We start from the raw sequence: 17,608 nt of genomic DNA, 5'->3' as shown, positions 1-17,608 counted from the left end.
CCTCTCCGGTTGCGCTCAGAACCCGGAGAAATCCGGCTTGCGCTTCTCCATGAAAGCGGCGATCGCCTCGCGCACTTCTTCGGTGTGCAGCTGCGCGGTGAAGGCCTCGGACTCGCGCAGCAACTGCGCGTCGATGGTCGCGCAAGGCCGACGCATCAGCTCACGGGTGCGCCGCAGTGCCGACGGCGGCAGCGCGGCGACGCGCGCCGCCGCAGCGCGCGCCTCGGCGAGCAGCCGATCCTCGTCGACCAGCCGATTCAGCAATCCCCATTCACGGGCCGTCGCCGCATCGACCGGCTCGCCCATCAGCATCATCTCGGCTGCGCGCAGATAGCCGATGCGCTGCTGCAGGCTCAACGAGCTGCCGGCCTCCGGTACGAAGCCGCGCTGTACGAAGGGCAGCAGCAACCTGGCCGTCGGCGCAGCGAGCACGTAGTCGCACTGCAGCAGCAGCGTAGTGCCGATGCCGACCGCGTGACCTTGCACCGCGGCGATCATCATCCGGTCGATATGCGGCAGCCGCGCGGTGAAGCGGCCACCCGGATTGTCGAGGCCGCTGGGCACCTCGTCAGCCATCGCGTCGGCACTGAAGGCACCCAGATCGGCGCCGGCGCAGAACGACTTGCCTGCCCCGCTGAACAGAATCACGCGCACCGCCGAGTCGGCTTGCGCCCGATCCAGCGCCGCGTTGAGCTCGACCCACATCGGCGGCGTGATCGCGTTGAGCTTGTCCGGCCGATTCAGGCGGATTTCGCAGACGCCGTCGGCGATGGAGCACAGCACGTTCATGCGGCCAGGCCATACAGATCGATATACGCGGCGAAACGCCGGCGTATCGTGTCTTCGCTGATGCCGGTACCCTCCAGCGAATAGCGATGCTCGCCGTGCTTGTTCTGCGGGTTTTCGTCCAGCCAGCGCTGCATCGCCGCCGCGGACGCATCGCTCAGCGCAAGCCCGCAGCGCTCGTAGATCTGGCGGATGGTGTGCATCGGCCTGGAAGCGAAGTCGGCAAAGTAGACATCGACATAGCGATCCGGATGCGCGCGCCGCACCGCCATCGCACTGTCGATGCCCTGCCCCCACAGCTCGACCTCGCGCTGCGCCGCCGCGGTGAGGCTGGTATCGGGGCCCTCGTAGGGAATGCGCGCCATCCGCGCCAGACTCGCGCCGGAGGCGACCGAGGTCACCGGATTGCGATGCGTCTGGATGATCGTCGCCTGCGGAAACACTTCGATGAAGCCGGCAAGGCTGAACAGCGACGCCGGGTTCTTCAGCAGCCAGGGTTGGCCGGCCTGGTTCAGCCCGATCAAGCGAAGATTGTCGCGATAACGCCGCCACATCGGCGCGAAATCCTGCTGCAGGAACCAGCTCTGGTAACTCGGCAGATGCGCGTTGGTGGTGAAGTCCACCGACAGCAAGCTCTGCCGCGTCAGCAGCAGGCATTCGTAGACTTCGTCGGCGATGATCGGATGCGCGGCCTTCATCGCCGGCACTTCGCGATACAGCGCTTCCAACTCGTCGACCGCGCGCCGGTACAGCGTATTCGACTCCCAGCGCGCGCGCGGCGGCCGCGGCATTGGGTTGTCGATCAGCCAGTATTCCAGGCCCTGGAACTGCGGGTCCATCGCCAGCACGCGGTGCAGCGCGGTGGTGCCGGTGCGCGGCAGGCCGGTGATCAGGATCGGTGGCCGCAGCTCGTATTGCAGGCACTGTGGATGCTCGCGCCAGCCGCGCTGTGAATAGGCGCGCCCTACCAGCACCTGCACGATGCGGTCGAAGAATTTCTGCCAGCCGGATTCGGTCAGCCGGGTGTCGTGATCCAGCGCGTGCAGCAGCTTGCGCAGCGCCGGCAGGTAGCCGTCGCCGAAATCGCGCATGCCGCAAAGCGCGGTCGCAGCCTCGTGCAGGCGCGTTTCGCTGGCGACGAAGGAGCGATTCATTCGGCGCAGCGCCCGCCGTCGACCGCGTAGATCGCGCCGGTGATGTAGGCGGCTTCGTCGGAAGCCAGGAAGGCGGTCACTGCTGCGACTTCATCGACCGTGCCGAGCCGTTGCATCGGTGTGATCGATTTCTTCCACTCGATCACGCCCTCGGACGCGCCCTTGACCATCGGCGTCAGGATCATGCCGGGCGCCACTGCGTTGACGCGGATGCCATGCGCCACGTATTCCAGCGCCGCCTGCTGCGTCAGCATGTTGAGCCCGGCCTTGCCGACGATATACGCGGCCGAGCCCACCGAGGGCCGCCTGCCGCCTACCGAGGACATGTTGACGATGGCACCACCGCGCTGCGCCATCATTACCCGCAGCGTGTGCTTCATCACCAGGAACGCGCCGCGCAGGTTCACCGACATGATGCGGTCCCAGAGTTCCACATCGAGCTCGTGGATCGGCGTGCCGCCGTGCGAGATGCCGGCATTGTTGATCAGCACGTCAATCCGGCCGTAGTCCGTGACGCAGGCGCCGACCATCGCCTCGATCTGCTGAGGATCGGAGACATCGGCGCGATACGCGGCGATACGCCCCTGCCCCAGTTCGACGAGTTCATCGACCTTGCTTCCTCGGCTGACCGCAAACACTTCCGCACCCTCGCCGGCGAGCCGCAACGCAACAGCGCGGCCGATGCCGGCACCGGCGCCGGTGACCAGCGCGGTTTTTCCAATGAAGCGAGGCATACATGCTCCTTCAACCGCATCGCAGCGTGTAGGTTGGGGTGAGCGCAGCGAACCCCAACATCGGCGCGGACTTCATGTCGGGGTTCGCTGCGCTCACCCCAAGCTACTCGGCTGGCTTACTTGACGTGCTTCTCGTGCGCGTCATTCTCGTAGCCGTAAGTAAAACCGGCTTTCAGATTGCCGAAAGGCACCGCCTTCTTCTTGCCGCCGCGAGTCAGCTCGGGCACGAACGGCATGCCGCGGTTCATCGACTGGCGGTCGCCCGGATAGCGCGGCTCGAAACGCCCGGCGGCATCGAAGCGGAAGCCGAGCAGCGAGCGCACCTCGACCGGCAGCGACTCGTAAACGTCGTCGTGCAGGCTCTGCACGATGTCGTCCATCGGCCGCATCCACGACTGGTTCCACAGCAGCGTGAACGAGTAGCGCACCGTGTCCGATGTCGAATGCCCGGACTGGTGCCAGGTGCGGCTCTCGAACAGGATCACGTCGCCGGCCTTGCAGATCACCGGCACGGTCTCGATCGGCTCCGGATTGATCGGCACGCCCTGCGGCCCGATCGTGGTCTTCGGGTACAGGTTCCACTTGTGGCTGCGCGGCACCACGCGGGTCGCGCCCATGGCCTCGGTGAAATCGGTCAGGCAGACCATCATGTTCAAGTACACCGGCGTCGGCGTCGGGAACGGCACGAACTGCTGATCGCTGTGAATCACCATCGGCGTCGCGCCCTTCTTGACGATCAGGCCGGTCATGCTCGACAGCATCATCGGGTAGTTCTTGAAGCAGTGGTTCGCGTACTGGTGCAGCACCGGGTTCATCACGCCGAGGTCGATGAACACGCGGCCCTTGTTGACCAGCATCGGGATGCCCTGCCAGCAGGGTTCGGCGGGGCCGTCGCTGGCGCGGCCGATCCAGGTCTTGCTGGTGGAGCTCTGATCGCTGAGCTGGGCCACGCCCTGCTCTTCTTCCATCTCCGCCTGTTCTTTCAGGCGCGCGAGCAGCACGGCCACCTGTTCCGGCGTGAACAGCGCCTGGTGCACGGCGAGGCCGTACTCATCGAGATTGCGCTTGTTCTGCTCGACGTCCGCCGTCGCCTCGGGAAGATCGAGGCTGTAGGCGGCCGGCATTGCGGTAGCGAATGAAGTGCTCATTGAAATCTCCTCGGACTCTGATGATTTCGTGGGGCGCCTCCGTGGGCGCCTGCAGTTAGTAGTGCGGCACATAAATTTTGAAATGTCATTCCCGCGAAGGCGGGAATCCAGAGTTCACGGCTGAGTGCTTGGAGCCCTGGATTCCCGCCTACGCGGGAATGACGGTGGCTTGCGAATGCTGAGACATCACCGCGTCACCGCCCTACAACGCAGTCAGCGATGCCGGATCGGCTTCAGCACCGGCGGACAGGCGCGCGGCGGTGATCTGCGCATCGGCCAGACTCCTGGCGATGTCGATCTTGAACAGCTTCGCGGCATTGCCGCCGAGTATCGCGGCGCGGTCCTCGGCCGAAATGTCGATGCCTTGGAAAATGCCCTGAATGACTTTCTGCGAATGCGGGAACGTGCCTTCCAGGTGCGGATAGTCGGCGGCCCACAGCAGCGGCTTCACGCCGGTGACCGAGCGCGACATGATGCAGGCGCGGTCGAACTGGAAGGTGCAGCTGACCTGGCGCTTGACGAACTCGCTGGGCATCATCGACAGCTTCGGCTTGACGTAGAACTGGTGCGCGCGATACACCTCGTCCATGCGCTCGCACAGGAACGCCAGCCAGGACGCGCCGGCTTCGACCGTGACCATCTGCAGGTTCGGGAAACGCTCGAGCACGCCGCCGCAGACCATCTGGAACACCGCGCGCTGCGCCGAGTTGCCGACCTCGACATAGTTGATCACAGCGCCGCCAGGGCCGCGCTCGTAGACCGGCGAGGAGCCGGTGCCGACGTGCCAGGAGATCGGAATGCCGGCTTCCTGTGCGAGCGCCCACAGCGGGTCGAGATCGTTGCCGTTGAACTTCAGGCCTTCCGGCAGCACGCAGGGCACCAGTGCCGAGCGATAACCCAGCTTGATGCAGCGCTCGAGTTCGGCGGTAGCCTGCGCGATGGTGCCCGGCGCCACCGGCAGCACCGCGGTCGGAACGAAGCGGTGCGGATGCGGCTTGAAGGTTTCGATGCACCAGTCGTTGTAGATCCTGCTGCAGGCGATCTTCAGCTCCGGATCTTCGACCAGATACGGCACGCCGCCGGAGGTCGGATAAATCACCTCGGCGTGAATACCGTCCTGCGCCATGTCTTTCAGCCGCGGGTCGAGGTTCGGCTGCACGCCGCCATGCCGCTCCTGGCCGTGATAGCCGTCGCCCATGTTCATCCGATGGACGATCTTGTTGTCGCAGATGATGTTGAGGTAGCCGTCCTTGCGCTCGGCCTTCGGACCGCGGTCCTTCATCGCCTCGGGCAAGCGTTCGGCGAACAGCGTGCGCGGTTCGATCACGTGCGCATCCATGCTGAAAACGAAATCACCCATGTTGATTCTCCTGCCTCGCGGGTCGCGCATCTCGTGGTGCGCCGGATCGGTCCGGGCTTGGCCAAGACAAGGCCGCCACCCGTTTCTGCATCGATAGTGCGCTATTTAAATCGACAGAGTCAAGCACCCTTACACACGGCCGCCTTGCATCGATCTGCGACGAACACGGGCTGCAAGCCCTAAACTGCTGGCGAAGCCGAAACCAGCACCTCATGAGCGACACGAACGTCCCGCCCGAAGCTGTTGCACGCCCCAAACGACCCGAGCTGCTGGCCGCCGCGATCGAAGACCGCGTCGAGCGCGAACAGCTGCAGCCGGGCACGCCGCTCGGCACCGAAGCGCAGTTGATGGCGCAGTACGAGGTCAGCCGTGAGACGCTGCGCAATGCGATCCGCCAGCTCGAGCGCCACGGTGTCGCGGTGATGCGTCGCGGCGGCGGCGGCGGCGGCGGCGGCCTGACCGTCGCGGCCACGGCGTCGATGACCGCGGTGCGCGCGATCACGGCTCATCTGGAATTCTCCGACATCGGCTGGGACGAGATCGTCGAGGCGCGCGCGCTGCTCGACATGCAGGCGGCGAAGCTGGCGAGCCGGCGCATCGACGCGAGCGCTCGCAGCCGTCTGCGCCAGATCAGCGCCGAACTCGATCAGGGCCCGTCAACGGTACGGGCGATCGGCAAACGCCACCTTGCCCTGCCCGGCGCCATCGCCGAGATCAGCGGCAACGCGGTCGTGCAGTTATTCAGCCAGGCGCTCAGCAACTGGTCGACCGACGTGTTGCCGGCCGATCTCGGATCACCGGTGGTGAGGGATCGCGAGACCCAGCGCGTGAACGCGATCCTGCGCACCATCAGCGAGGCGATCGCAACCGGCGACGCCGATGCCGCCGGAGCCGCGGTCGAGGCCTTCAGCGCCAGCAGCCTGAAAGTCTGCAAGCTGCTCGAAGAGCGCCGTCGCCGTGCCTCGGCCAAGGACTGGATGGAGCTGCCTTCCGGCAGCGAAGGCGAAGGCAAGCTGGCACAGCGGCTGGCACTGGCGCTGGCGCGCGACGTCGCAGCCAAGGGCTGGCCACGCGAACGTCTCAGCGACGAGGCCGGCCTGATCGAGCGCTTCGGCGTCAGCCGCTCGGTGCTGCGCGAGGCGATCCGCATGCTCGAGCTGCACGGCATCGTGCGGCCGCAGCGCGGGCGCGGCGGCGGACTGATGATCGGCCGCCCGAACGCGGACTACACCATCGCCTCGGCCAAGCGCTACCTGCGCCGCGCCGGCCTGGGAGCGTCGGACTATCTGGCCGTGCGCGAGGCACTGGAGCGCGGCGCGATCCACCTCGCGGTGACTCGTGCGCATGCAGCGGATCTGCGCGCGATCAGCGAACTCAACTCACGTCTGCAAGCGGCGGACGATACTCAGATCACCGCGCTGGCGATCGAATGGCATGCGCAGCTGAGTCAGCTCGGCCGCAACCGCGCGCTTTCGCTGCTGCTGCGCACGCTGTTCACGCTGACCGAGGAGGCGCAGCCCCGATTGCCGGCCGATATTGCGCAGACTTTGCGCAAGCGCCACGCACGGCTGACGCAGGCGCTGCTGGACCGCGACGAACCGCGCGCGCAACTCGTCGCGCAGGAGCACGTAGCCTGGCTCAACCAGGTACTGGAACTCGGCCTCGCTGCGCTGCACCCGTAGGTCGGCAATCCCTTGCCGACGTGAGGCCTCATTTGCGCATCGAAGTTACACGTCGGCAAAGGATTGCCGACCTACGAGGTCTCAAATCACACCGGAAGCGCGCAGCTTCGCCAGATCGCCGGCACTCAAACCGAGCTTCGCCGCGAGCACCTGATCCGTATGCGCGCCCATCAGCGGCGGCGCCGCGTATTCACCCACCGGGGTTGCCGAGAAGTTGATCGGATTCGCCAGCAGCTTCAGCGCGCCCGACAGCGGGTGCTCGGTCTGCGTCAGCATGCCGCGATGCTGGATCTGCGGATTCGCAAATACCTCCGGCAATTCATTGACCGGGCTTGCCGGGATGTCGTTGGCGTCCAGCAGTTCCAGCCACTCGTCGCGTGTCTTGGTCTTAAAGACCTCGTCAAGTATCGGCAGGATCTGTTCACGGTTGGCGATGCGCCCGGCCGTGGTGTTGAAGCGCGGGTCTTCGAAGATGTCCAGACGCCCCGCCAGCTTGCAGAAGCTGCCAAACTGCTTGTTGTTGCCGGCGACGATGAAGATCGGCTTGTCGCTGCACTGAAAAGCCTGCGACGGAATGCCGCCGAAGCCGCCGTTGCCACGACGCGTCGGCACGGTGCCCGACACCAGATAATTCATCGCGAAATGCGACAGCGAAGCCAGCCCGCAATCGAGCAGCGACAGGTCGATGTACTGCCCCTCGCCACTGTGATCGCGGTGGCGCAGCGCCGCGAGTATGCCGACCGCCGCATAGAAGCTGGTCAGGATATCGACCATGCTGATGCCGACTTTCATCGGCTCCTGCGGATGGCCGCTGACGCTCATCAGCCCGCCCATCGCCTGGAAAATACCGTCGTAACCCGGCTTGTGACTGTAGGGCCCGGTCTGTCCGAAGCCGGTAACGGACAGATAGATCAGCTTCGGGTTGATCGCCTTCAGGCTGTCGTAGTCGAGCCCGTATTTCTTCAGCGTGCCGGTCTTGAAATTCTCGACCAGCACGTCGGATTCGGCGACCAGCCTGCGGATCAATGCCTGGCCTTCAGGCGCCGCGTGATTGATCGTGATCGACTGCTTGTTGCGGTTGCAGGCCAGATAGAACGCGGCGATGTCGGTGGCCTTGCCCTCCAGATCGTGCAGGAACGGCGGGCCGTAGGTGCGCGCCTCGTCGCCGCTGCCGGGCCGCTCGACCTTGATCACCTCGGCGCCGAGGTCGGCGAGCAGCTGCGTCGCCAGCGGCGCGGCAAGCACACGAGACAGGTCGAGTACGCGCACGCCTTTCAATGCGATGGATGGCATGTCAATTTCCCTCAGCCGTAGGTCGGCAATCCCTTGCCGACGTGTACACCTGCTGTGTAATCGCTGCCTCACGTCGGCAAGGGATTGCCGACCTACGGTGACGCGCCTCAACGCGATTAACTTTCATGATCCGCTACGGTTCACTAGTTGCCGTTGAACTGCGGCTTGCGCCTGTCTTTGAACGCCATTACCGCCTCGCGGTGATCGGCGCTGAATTCGGAGATGAATTCGAGCCCGGAGTGTGCAGCAATCAGGCCCTCGACCTGTCCGCGCAGCACCAGATTGATCGCGGTCTTGGTGCCGTTGATGGCGCGCGACGCGCCGCCTGCAAGGCGCTCGGCCATTGCATAGGTCGCAGTATCGAGTTCATCCATCGTCGCGTAGGCGCGCGTGATCAGGCCGATCATCGCGGCCTCAGCGGCCTTGATGGCGTCGCCGGTCAGCAGGTATTCGCGGGCTCGGGCGTAGCCGATCAGCAACGGCCAGATCAGCGCGCCGCCGTCACCGGCGACCAGGCCAACGCCGACATGCGGATCGGCGATCTTGGCGGTCTCGATCGCATAGCTGATGTCGCAAAACAGCGCCAGCGTCGCACCAAAGCCGATCGCATGGCCGTTGATGCGCGCGATCACCGGCTTCTCCAGCGCCAGCAGCGCGCGTAGCATCCGCTGCGCCTCGTCGAACTGCAGTTTCAGGCTCTCGGTATTGGTGAGCTGGTCGAGCATCACGTCGATATCGCCGCCGGCCGAGAAGGCGCGCGTGCCGGCGCCGGTCACCACAACGACCTTGGTCGCATCGTCGCGCGCGATGTCGTCGAAAATCGTCGACAGCTCGCGATGCGTGCCGATGTCGGCCGCGTTGGTCGGTGGATTGTCGAGCGTGACCACCAGTACCGCGCCTCGACGCTCGATCTTCAGACTGCGGTAGGACTCGTACATGCGCTGAACCTCGGACGATGAACCTCAGGCGGCGTCGCGCAGCTGTTGCGCGACCACGCCGACGTGATAGGCGCTGGAGCCGTACGCGGCCTCCAGCACGAGCAGGCGCTTGAAGTAGTGCCCGATGCAGTATTCGTTGGTCAGGCCGATGCCGCCGTGCAGTTGTACCGCCTGCGCGGCGATGTACTGCGCGCTCCTGCCGACCTGGGCCTTGCTCGCCGACACGGCGCCGCGGCGCCGTATCGCATCGCCATCTTCAGCATAGGCAAGCCCGCGATAGAGCATCGAGCGCGCCTGTTCCAGCGCGATGTACATGTCGGCCATGCGGTGCTGCAGCGCCTGGAAGCTGCCGATGGCAACCCCGAACTGCTTGCGCGTGCGCAGGTAATCGCGGGTGATCCACAGGGCCTGCTCCATCGCGCCGACCATCTCGGCGCAACAGGCGATCGTCGCCGCGCTGATGGCAAGGTCGATCGCCGAATCGGCCTTGCCGGCCGCGCCAAGCAGGGCCGATTCCGGCAGCAGCAGCTGATCGAAACTCAGATCGGCGGCCTGGCTGCCATCGACCAGCCGGTATTCGCGCAGCGACATGCCCGGCGTATCGCGATCGATCAGGAACAGGCTGAGTCCCTGCTCGCTGCGCGCCGACACCAGGAACCGGTCTGCGGACGGCGCGGCCAGTACCTGCGTCTTGGTGCCGCTGATCCGGGAACCCCCGCCGGTCGCCGCGGCGCGCGTCTCGACCCAGAGGCTGCGACCGCGGGCGCCAGGCTCGTTGTGCGCAACCGCGTATAGCGTGCTGCCGGCGATCAGCGCTTCGATCAATTCGGCCGCGCGCGCATCGCCGCTATGCAGCAACAGACGCGAGGCCTGTATGTGACTGGCCGCGTAAGGCTCGACCACCAGCCCGCGGCCAAACTCCTCCAGCAGAATCGCGGAGTCGGACAGGTCGCCGCCGAAGCCGCCAGACGCTTCCGGCAGGCCGATACCCAGCCAGCCCATCTCCGCATAGGCATTCCAGTGCGCGCGCCTGAAACCACCGGCCTGCTCGATCAACTGGCGCCGCGCTTCGAACGCGTACTCCTTTTCGACGTAGCGACGCAGGCTGTCGCGCAGCATGCTCTGTTCTTCGGTCAGTGCGAAGTCCATCAGCGCGCCTCACCAGCACATGAACCGCCGTAGGGCGGGAGCAGCGCGGCGTATCCCGCCGTTCGCGCGGCTCCCACGCGCAAGGCGGGATGCTCCCGCCCTACGATGCTAGCCATGTAAGAAAGGTCCATCGTCATAGCCCCAGAAACCCCTTCGCGATGATGTTGCGCTGGATTTCGTTGGAGCCGCCGTAGATCGTCACCGCGCGGCGATACAGGAAGTCGGCGGTCTTGCCGGCGGCAGCTTCCGGCCCCGGCAGCGTTTCAAAATCCAGCTCCGGATAGGCGATCAGGCCATAAGGACCAAGCGCTTCGACGATCAATGCTCCGATTTTCTGTATCAGCTCCGAGCCGCGCACTTTCAGCACCGAGCCGACCGGCCTGCCGGCGTCGGCGCCGTGATCCATGTCGGCAAGTGCACGCAGCGTCAGCCATTCGAGCGCACGCAGCTCGATTTCGGCCTCGGCGATGCGCGATGAAAACAGCGGATCGTCGATCAGCCGCGCGCCGCCGTCGAGCGCCAGCGCGGCGATGTGCTTCAGCTGCGACAGCAGGCGCTTGTTGCGCGGCACCTCGGCCGAGAACGCGCGCTCGTGTTCGAGCAGCAGCTTGGCGTAGGACCAGCCGGCGTTCTCTTCACCGATGCGGTTGGCAACCGGCACCCGGACATTGTCGAGAAACGTTTCGTTGAGCGTATGCGCGTCGTCGATCGACACGATCGGGCGGATCGTCACACCCGGTGACTTCGCGTCGATGATCAGGAAGGAGATGCCGCGCTGCGGCTTGCTGCTGCTGTCGGTACGCACCAGGCAGAACAGCCAGTCGGCGTAGTGCCCTTCGGTGGTCCAGGTCTTCTGGCCGTTGACGACGTAATGATCGCCATCGCGCACCGCAGTGGTTTTCAGCGACGCCAGGTCGGAACCGGCATTGGGCTCGGAGAACAGCTGGCCCCAGAAGATTTCACCTCTGCGCGTCGGCTCCAGGAAGCGCGCTTTCTGATCGTCGCTGCCATAGGTGTAGAGCACCGGACCAAGCAGCGAGAAACCCGCCGCGCAGGTCGGCGGCGCGCCGGCCAGAAAGCACTCCTCTTCGAAGATGAAACGCCGCTGCGGCGACCAGCCGGTGCCGCCGTATTCGACCGGCCAATGCGGCGCGGACCAGCCGCGGCGATACAACAGCTGCGTCCACCACAGCTCGTCTTCCTTGCTGGGATGAAAGCCGCGGCGATTGCGCGCGGCGACATCGACGGGCAGTTGCTCGCGCAGGAAGGCGCGGACTTCTTCGCGGAAGGCCTGGTCGGCGGGGTCGGGCTGAAAGTTCATCTCAGCGTCATTCCCGCGAAGGCGGGAATCCAGAGCTTGGAAGCCAGCGCTCGACGGCACCGGATTCCCGCCTTCGCGGGAATGACGAGTGAAAGTTTGGATATCACGGCGTCACCGAAACGAAGCCACCGGCTGCCGCAATCTTCGTCAGATGATGTTCGCCATCGCCGAACTGCGATTCGATCATCGTCAGCCGCTTGAAGTAGTGGCCGACCGCATATTCCTCGGTGACGCCGATGCCGCCATGCAACTGTACCGCGAGCTGGCCGACGATACGGCCCGACTTGCCGATCTGCACTTTCACCGCAGACAGAGTTTTGCGACGCTCGGCTTCGTCGACATCGTCAACCACCAGCGCGGCCAGCATCGCCATGCTGCGCGCCTGTTCGACTTCGACCAGCATGTCGGCGGCGTGATGCTGCAAGGCCTGGAAGCGGCTGATCGGCGCGCCGAACTGCTGGCGCTGCTTGAGGTAATCCACGCTCATCTCGAGCGCGGCCTGCATGCAGCCGACCGCTTCGCTGGCCAGCGCGGCAATCGCGTAGTCGGAGGCGCGCTGCAACAGCGCGTGGCCGCCGCCGATGCGGCCGACGAGATTGGCGGCCGGCACGGCGACGTCGCTCAGAATTAAATCTGCAGCGCGCAAGCCATCCTGCGTGCGATAGCCGCGACGGCGCAGGCCGGCGCTATCGGCATCGACCATGAACAGGCTGATGCCTTCTTCATCGGTGCGCGCGCCGGCGGTGCGCGCCGCCACCAGCAGGCGGTCGGCGCTGTCGCCGTGCAGTACCGCGATCTTGGTGCCGCTGAGGCGGTATTCGCCGTCGCGCAGTTCCGCGCGCGTGGCGACATCGGCCAGGTTGTAGCGTGACTGCTTCTCCAGATAGGCCAGCGAAACAAGCAATTCGCCGGCCGCGATCTGCGGCACCCAAAGCGCGAGCTGCTCGTCGCTGGCGCCAGCGCGCAGCGCGCCGCCGGCGATCACCACGGTGCTCAAATACGGCTCCAGCAACAGGCCGCGCCCGAGCGCCTCGTTGACCAGCATCAGTTCCACCGGCCCATAACCGAGACCGCCGTGGGCTTCATCGAACGGCAGTGCCAGAAAGCCCTGCTCCGCCAGCTGCGACCACACGCGCCGGCTCCAGCCTTCGGGCTCGGCGGCATAGCGGCGGCGTTGTTCGAAGCCGTATTCCTTCTGCACCAGCTTGTCGATGGCGTCCTTGAACAGGCTTTGCTCGTCTGCGAGATCAAAGTCCATGAGCTTCCTACTTGGGCAGGCCGAGCACGGCTTGCGCCAGGATGTTCTTCTGCACTTCGGTCGCGCCGCCATAGATCGAGGCAGCGCGCAGGATGAAATATACCGGCGCGATCGTGCTGCCCCATTCGGTGTCGGCCGGCGCGTCTTCCGGGTTCGGTGGGTCGTACTCGCCTTCGGCCGCGAGCGCCAGCGGCCCCGCCGCGCGCAACAGCAGTTCGGACGCGGCCTGGCGCAGTTCGACGCCCTTTATTTTCAGGATCGACGAGCGCGGATCGGGTTTCTCGGCATGTTCGCCCATCGCCGCCAGCACGCGCATCTGCGTGATTTCCAGCGCCTTCAGCTCGACCTCGATCTCCGCGCAGCGGCGGCGGAAACCCGCATCCTCAGCCAGCGTACGGTCACCGTCCTGCACCTGCGCGGCGATCTGCTTGGCGCGACGTATCAGATACTTGGACATGCCGATGCGCGCGATGCCGGTACGCTCGTTGCCGAGCAGGAACTTGGCGACGTCCCAGCCCTTGTTCTCCAGGTACACGCGCTGCGCGACCGGCACACGCACGTTGTCGAGAAACACCGAGTTGACCTCGTGGCGGCCATCGATGGTGATGATCGGCTGCACGCTCAGGCCCGGCGATTTCATGTCGATCAGCAGGAAGCTGATACCGGCCTGCTTCTTCGCCGCCGGATCGGTGCGTACCAACGTGAACATCCAGTCCGCGCGATGGCCCATGCCCTGCCACATCTTGGTACCGTTGACGACGTAGTGATCGCCATGGCGGATCGCGCTGGTACTCAGCGCGGCCAGATCGGAACCTGCGCCGGGCTCCGAAAATCCCTGGCACCACCAGTCGTCGAGATTGGCGATGCGCGGCAGCAGCCGCGCCTTCTGTTCGTCACTGCCGAAAGTGCCGATCACCGGGCCGATCATCGAGACGTTGAAACTCACCGGCTCCGGCGCCGGAAACTGGTGCAGTTCATCGAGAAAGATATAGCGCTGCACCGCGGTCCAGCCGGGGCCGCCCCAGGCCGCGGGCCAACTCGGAGTGGCCCAGCCGCGCGCATTGAGAATGCGCTGCCAGCTGACGACCTCGTCCTTGCTCAGCGCACGATGTTCCAGCATTTTGGCGTGGACGGGCTTCGGCAGATTCTCGCGAATGAAGCTTCGCACTTCCTCACGGAAGGCGTTTTCCTCATCGGTGAAGCGAAGGTCCATCGCTCAAGACCACCGTAGGGCGGGAGGAGCGCAGCGCATCCCGCCTGTCGAGCCTGGCAAGGCGGGATACTCCCGCCCCACGGTGACTACGGTGACTAAGAAATTCATCGCTCAGCGCCCCGTGAAAACCGGCTTGCGCTTCTCGGCGAACGCGCGGATGCCTTCCTTGTAATCGTTGCTGGCGTAGCAGGCCTGGAACAGTTCTTCGTTCTTGGCCAGGTCGCGCCGATCCGGGTCTTTGACGATGGTGTTGATCGAGAACTTGCACTGCTTGGCGGTCAGCGGCGCGCCGATCGCGATGCGCTCGGCGGTCTTCTTGATGTAGTCCTCGAACTCGGCGCCGGCCGGCAGCACTTTCGATACGAAGCCCTTGCGCAGGCAGTCGTCGGCGTCCCAGACGGCGCCGCCGAGCAGCAGTTCCTTGGTCGGCGCGCTGCCGACGACGTCGGTCACCAGGCGCAGCGACTTGTAGCGGTAGCCGATACCGTAGCGCAGCGCCGGCTGCGCGACCTGGATCGTCGACGAGCCGTAGCGCAGATCGGTGCAGACCGCGACCGAAATGCCGCCGCCGTAGCAGTAGCCGTTGATCGCGGCGATCGTGATCTTGCTGCAGTTGTACACCGCCATCATCGCGGTCCAGCCGGTCTGCGCGTAATGCTCCTGGGCGTTCTCGCCCATGCGCTCGTCCTCGTATTTGGAAACGTCGGCACCGGCGATGAAGGCCTTCTCGCCCGCACCGCTGATGACGATGACCTTGACCGCGTCATCGGCTTCGAGCTGCTGGATCGCGGTGCCCATGCCTTCCCACATATCCAGCGAAATGGCGTTGAGCTTGTCCGGGTTGTTGAAGATCAGATGGCCGATCGGGCCTTCCTTCTTGATGATGATTTTGTCGCTCATGATGTTCCTCTGTGTGATGGCGGCCGCCGCTGCGCGGTGGCGATAAGTGGGTTACTTGCCGCTAATCAGTAGTTTTAAATTCACCTGCCGGTGACCAATAGTTTTGCATTCACCTGCCGGTGAATTGAGGCGTGCGTTTTTCCAGAAACGCGTCCAGCGCCTCGGCGTGATCCTGAGTTTCGTGTGCCAGCGCCTGAAACGCGGCCGAGAGTTCGAGTACGTCGGCCAGCCGCTGCTGCTGGCCTTCACGCAGCAGGCGCTTGGCAAGCCGCAGTGCTTTCGCCGGATTGGCGACGACGCGCGCCGCCAAGGCTTGCGCGGCGGCCATCAGCTGATCGGCCGGCACGACTTGCGACACCAGGCCGACGCTGAGCGCGTCGGCGGCGCTCAGCATGTCGCCGGTGAAAATCATCTCGGCGGCCTTGGCCAGGCCGACCGCGCGCGGCAGGATCCAGGCGCCGCCATCACCCGGCACGATGCCCATCTTGATGAAGCTCGACGCGAACTTGGCGCCGTCGGCCGAGATGCGCATGTCGCACAGGCAGGCCAGGTCGAGCCCCAGGCCGATCGCATGGCCGTTGATCGCGGCGATCATCGGCACTTCGCATTCCCACATCGTGCGCGCGACGCGCTGCACGCCGCGCTTGTAGTTGGCGCGGGTGGCGTCGGGCGCTTCGAGCGGGCCGATGCCGTTGCGCTCCTTCATCGCCTTCAGGTTGCCGCCGGCCGAGAACGAGCTGCCCTTGCCGGTCAGCACGATGCAGCTCACCGAGACATCGTGCTGGGCGCGTTCGAAAGCCGCGGCCAGGTCGTCGCAATCCTGGTGCGTGCCGATCGCGTTACGGCTGTCGGGGCGATCGAGCGTCAGAGTGACCACCGCGCCATCCTGACGATAGAGAACAAACGGGTCAGTCAAGATCTACTCCGGCCGGGCGCGGAACGGTGCCGGTTTCAAGGCCATCGAGAGCCCATTGTATATGGTGTCCTATTTTAACGGCCACTGGTCCGCCCGTCCTGCAGAATCAGGTCGGCCGCCTTCTCGCCGATCATGATGATCGCCGCGTTCGAATTGCCCGAAACCACTGACGGCATCACCGAGGCATCCACCACGCGCAGCCGCTCGATGCCATGCACGCGCAACCTGGCATCGACGACCGCCATCGGATCACTGCCGATCCGCGCGGTACAGCTCGGGTGGTAGATCGAAGCACCGCGATCGCGGGCGAACGCCAGTACCGCCGCGTCGTCCTCGCGCTCGGGGCCGGGCTCGATCTCGGCCTCGACCAGGCCGCGCATCGCCGGCGCGCGCATGATCGCGCGCAGCTTCTGCAGCCCGTCCACGGTGACGCGGCGGTCTTGCTCGGCAGCCAGAAAATTCGGCCGGATCAGCGGTGCGGCCAGCGGATCGGGGCTCTGGATATGCACGTAGCCGCGGCTTTCCGGGCGCAGCTGGCAGATCGACGCGGTAAACCCGGACCACTCGTCCAGCGCATCGCCCATCTTGTTGGTGCTGAAGGTGATGAAGTGCGCCTGCACGTCGGGCCGCTGCGACTCGTAGCGGGTGCGGAAGAACGCGCCGGCATAACCGGCGCTGACCGTCAGCGGGCCCTTGCGCAGGAACAGATAGCGCAGGCCCATCTGGATCTGGCCCCACCAGCTGCTCATCGCGTCGTTGACCGTGATCGGCCGCGTGCATCGGTACACCGAACGCACCTGCAGGTGATCCTGGAAGCTTTCGCCGACTCCGGGCAGCTCGTGGACCAGATCAATCTCGAAGCGCTTCAAGTTTGGCCCAGAACCGATTCCGGAAAGCTCGAGCAACTGCGGCGTGTTGATCGCACCGCCGGACAGGATCACTTCGGCCGCGGCGTGGACCCGGTGCAGGCTGCCGTCGCGTCCGCGGTATTCGACGCCGACCGCACGCCGACCCTCCAGCAGCACCCGCGTCACATGCGCGCGGGTCAGCACGCGCAGGTTCGCGCGCCGGCGCGCCGGCTTCAGATACCCGGTCGCGGTGCTGCAGCGGCGGCCGTTGCGCGAGCTGGTCTGGAAATATCCGGCGCCCTCCTGGCGGGCGCCGTTGAAGTCGTCGTTGCGCGGATACCCGCACTGCTCCGCGGCGTCGAAGAAGGTTTCACAAAGCTCGTGAGGCTCGGTCTGGTCCGAAACCGCCTGCGGGCCGCCGACACCGTGATACTCGCTGGCGCCGCGCTGCTGGTCCTCGGAGCGGATGAAGTACGGCAGCACCTCGTCATAGCCCCAGCCTTCGGCGCCGGCGTCGCGCCAGCCATCGAAGTCCTCGCGCTGGCCGCGGATGTAGACCAGGCCGTTGATCGAGCTGGAGCCGCCGAGCACCTTGCCGCGCGGCTCGCTGATGCGCCGGCCGTTGAGCTGCGGCTCCGGCTCGGTCTGATACATCCAGTTGACGTTCGGATCGTTGAACAGCTTGCCGTAGCCCAGCGGCACATGTATCCACGGATTCCAGTCGCGGCCGCCGGCTTCCAGCAGCAGCACGCGGTGGCGGCCGTCGGCGCTCAGCCGGTTGGCGAGCACGCAGCCAGCCGAGCCCGCGCCGACGATGACGTAGTCGAAGTCGCCCTGGCTGTCGCTCATGGGCTCGTCCGCTGCCTAAGCTTTGATGGATGCGTCAACGGATGCGTCTTTGGATACAT

The 17,608-nt window shown here is 65.4% G+C and carries 15 protein-coding genes; 1 reads left to right on the top strand and 14 read right to left on the bottom strand.

Annotated features, from left to right (window positions below):
- Nucleotides 1-15: 15 nt before the first annotated feature.
- From JWQ90_RS25170 to JWQ90_RS25150, 5 genes are all read right to left on the bottom strand, one after another.
- Nucleotides 16-789, bottom strand: coding sequence for an enoyl-CoA hydratase-related protein (locus tag JWQ90_RS25170; RefSeq protein WP_299697821.1), 774 nt, complete (start codon nt 787-789; stop codon nt 16-18).
- Complete coding sequence (locus JWQ90_RS25165) at nt 786-1,940, bottom strand: sulfotransferase (RefSeq protein WP_299697820.1); 1,155 nt, start codon at nt 1,938-1,940, stop codon at nt 786-788. The genes JWQ90_RS25170 and JWQ90_RS25165 overlap by 4 nt, the downstream gene beginning before the upstream one ends.
- On the bottom strand, nt 1,937-2,674 hold the full coding sequence (locus JWQ90_RS25160; protein ID WP_299697819.1) for an SDR family NAD(P)-dependent oxidoreductase: 738 nt from the start codon (nt 2,672-2,674) through the stop codon (nt 1,937-1,939). Before JWQ90_RS25160 ends, JWQ90_RS25165 begins: the two co-directional genes overlap by 4 nt.
- Nucleotides 2,675-2,790: 116 nt before the next feature.
- The gene (locus JWQ90_RS25155; protein ID WP_299697818.1) at nt 2,791-3,822 is read right to left on the bottom strand and encodes a phytanoyl-CoA dioxygenase family protein; all 1,032 of its coding nucleotides are present in this window, start codon (nt 3,820-3,822) and stop codon (nt 2,791-2,793) included.
- A gap of 202 nt (nt 3,823-4,024) precedes the next feature.
- A complete protein-coding gene (locus tag JWQ90_RS25150; RefSeq protein ID WP_299697817.1) occupies nt 4,025-5,182 on the bottom strand; it encodes an amidohydrolase family protein in 1,158 nt (385 codons plus the stop codon).
- A 212-nt stretch (nt 5,183-5,394) separates the two neighbouring features.
- Between JWQ90_RS25150 and JWQ90_RS25145 the strand changes: the two genes are divergently transcribed.
- Nucleotides 5,395-6,864 carry an FCD domain-containing protein gene (locus JWQ90_RS25145; RefSeq protein WP_299697816.1) on the top strand — a complete coding sequence of 490 codons (1,470 nt, stop codon included), beginning with the start codon at nt 5,395-5,397 and terminating at the stop codon, nt 6,862-6,864.
- An 81-nt stretch (nt 6,865-6,945) separates the two neighbouring features.
- Here JWQ90_RS25145 and JWQ90_RS25140 read toward each other — a convergent pair whose 3' ends face one another.
- The 9 genes from JWQ90_RS25140 to JWQ90_RS25100 all read right to left on the bottom strand — a co-directional run bounded on the left by JWQ90_RS25140 (nt 6,946) and on the right by JWQ90_RS25100 (nt 17,549).
- On the bottom strand, nt 6,946-8,157 hold the full coding sequence (locus tag JWQ90_RS25140; protein WP_299697815.1) for a CaiB/BaiF CoA-transferase family protein: 1,212 nt from the start codon (nt 8,155-8,157) through the stop codon (nt 6,946-6,948).
- A gap of 143 nt (nt 8,158-8,300) precedes the next feature.
- Nucleotides 8,301-9,095, bottom strand: a complete 795-nt coding sequence (locus tag JWQ90_RS25135; RefSeq protein WP_299697814.1) for an enoyl-CoA hydratase-related protein — start codon at nt 9,093-9,095, stop codon at nt 8,301-8,303.
- Nucleotides 9,096-9,119: 24 nt separating this feature from the next.
- The gene (locus JWQ90_RS25130) at nt 9,120-10,244 is read right to left on the bottom strand and encodes an acyl-CoA dehydrogenase family protein (RefSeq protein WP_299697813.1); all 1,125 of its coding nucleotides are present in this window, start codon (nt 10,242-10,244) and stop codon (nt 9,120-9,122) included.
- A 133-nt stretch (nt 10,245-10,377) separates the two neighbouring features.
- Nucleotides 10,378-11,565 carry an acyl-CoA dehydrogenase family protein gene (locus tag JWQ90_RS25125; RefSeq protein WP_299697812.1) on the bottom strand — a complete coding sequence of 396 codons (1,188 nt, stop codon included), beginning with the start codon at nt 11,563-11,565 and terminating at the stop codon, nt 10,378-10,380.
- 103 nt (nt 11,566-11,668) lie between these two features.
- Nucleotides 11,669-12,823: an acyl-CoA dehydrogenase family protein gene (locus JWQ90_RS25120; RefSeq protein WP_299697811.1), complete on the bottom strand. Its 1,155-nt coding sequence runs from the start codon at nt 12,821-12,823 to the stop codon at nt 11,669-11,671.
- Nucleotides 12,824-12,830: 7 nt separating this feature from the next.
- Nucleotides 12,831-14,036, bottom strand: a complete 1,206-nt coding sequence (locus tag JWQ90_RS25115; RefSeq protein WP_299697810.1) for an acyl-CoA dehydrogenase family protein — start codon at nt 14,034-14,036, stop codon at nt 12,831-12,833.
- A gap of 111 nt (nt 14,037-14,147) precedes the next feature.
- A complete protein-coding gene (locus tag JWQ90_RS25110) occupies nt 14,148-14,936 on the bottom strand; it encodes an enoyl-CoA hydratase (RefSeq protein ID WP_299697809.1) in 789 nt (262 codons plus the stop codon).
- A gap of 109 nt (nt 14,937-15,045) precedes the next feature.
- Nucleotides 15,046-15,852, bottom strand: a complete 807-nt coding sequence (locus tag JWQ90_RS25105; protein WP_299697808.1) for a crotonase/enoyl-CoA hydratase family protein — start codon at nt 15,850-15,852, stop codon at nt 15,046-15,048.
- 74 nt (nt 15,853-15,926) lie between these two features.
- The gene (locus tag JWQ90_RS25100) at nt 15,927-17,549 is read right to left on the bottom strand and encodes a choline dehydrogenase (protein ID WP_299697807.1); all 1,623 of its coding nucleotides are present in this window, start codon (nt 17,547-17,549) and stop codon (nt 15,927-15,929) included.
- Nucleotides 17,550-17,608: the final 59 nt, after the last annotated feature.

The organism is Hydrocarboniphaga sp., from assembly GCF_028291725.1.
Lineage (GTDB): Bacteria > Pseudomonadota > Gammaproteobacteria > Nevskiales > Nevskiaceae > Hydrocarboniphaga.
This window is presented reverse-complemented; position numbering and strand designations above follow the sequence as displayed.

Excerpts from the sequence above, each read along its gene's own strand:
- JWQ90_RS25120 (WP_299697811.1), bottom strand. The coding sequence starts at position 12,823 with ATGGACTTTGATCTCGCAGACGAGCAAAGCCTGTTCAAGGACGCCATC.
- JWQ90_RS25165 (WP_299697820.1), bottom strand. The coding sequence starts at position 1,940 with ATGAATCGCTCCTTCGTCGCCAGCGAAACGCGCCTGCACGAGGCTGCG.
- JWQ90_RS25140 (WP_299697815.1), bottom strand. The coding sequence starts at position 8,157 with ATGCCATCCATCGCATTGAAAGGCGTGCGCGTACTCGACCTGTCTCGT.
- JWQ90_RS25115 (WP_299697810.1), bottom strand. The coding sequence starts at position 14,036 with ATGGACCTTCGCTTCACCGATGAGGAAAACGCCTTCCGTGAGGAAGTG.
- JWQ90_RS25160 (WP_299697819.1), bottom strand. The coding sequence starts at position 2,674 with ATGCCTCGCTTCATTGGAAAAACCGCGCTGGTCACCGGCGCCGGTGCC.
- JWQ90_RS25135 (WP_299697814.1), bottom strand. The coding sequence starts at position 9,095 with ATGTACGAGTCCTACCGCAGTCTGAAGATCGAGCGTCGAGGCGCGGTA.
- JWQ90_RS25150 (WP_299697817.1), bottom strand. The coding sequence starts at position 5,182 with ATGGGTGATTTCGTTTTCAGCATGGATGCGCACGTGATCGAACCGCGC.
- JWQ90_RS25125 (WP_299697812.1), bottom strand. The coding sequence starts at position 11,565 with ATGAACTTTCAGCCCGACCCCGCCGACCAGGCCTTCCGCGAAGAAGTC.
- JWQ90_RS25110 (WP_299697809.1), bottom strand. The coding sequence starts at position 14,936 with ATGAGCGACAAAATCATCATCAAGAAGGAAGGCCCGATCGGCCATCTG.
- JWQ90_RS25155 (WP_299697818.1), bottom strand. The coding sequence starts at position 3,822 with ATGAGCACTTCATTCGCTACCGCAATGCCGGCCGCCTACAGCCTCGAT.
- JWQ90_RS25145 (WP_299697816.1), top strand. The coding sequence starts at position 5,395 with ATGAGCGACACGAACGTCCCGCCCGAAGCTGTTGCACGCCCCAAACGA.
- JWQ90_RS25130 (WP_299697813.1), bottom strand. The coding sequence starts at position 10,244 with ATGGACTTCGCACTGACCGAAGAACAGAGCATGCTGCGCGACAGCCTG.
- JWQ90_RS25170 (WP_299697821.1), bottom strand. The coding sequence starts at position 789 with ATGAACGTGCTGTGCTCCATCGCCGACGGCGTCTGCGAAATCCGCCTG.
- JWQ90_RS25100 (WP_299697807.1), bottom strand. The coding sequence starts at position 17,549 with ATGAGCGACAGCCAGGGCGACTTCGACTACGTCATCGTCGGCGCGGGC.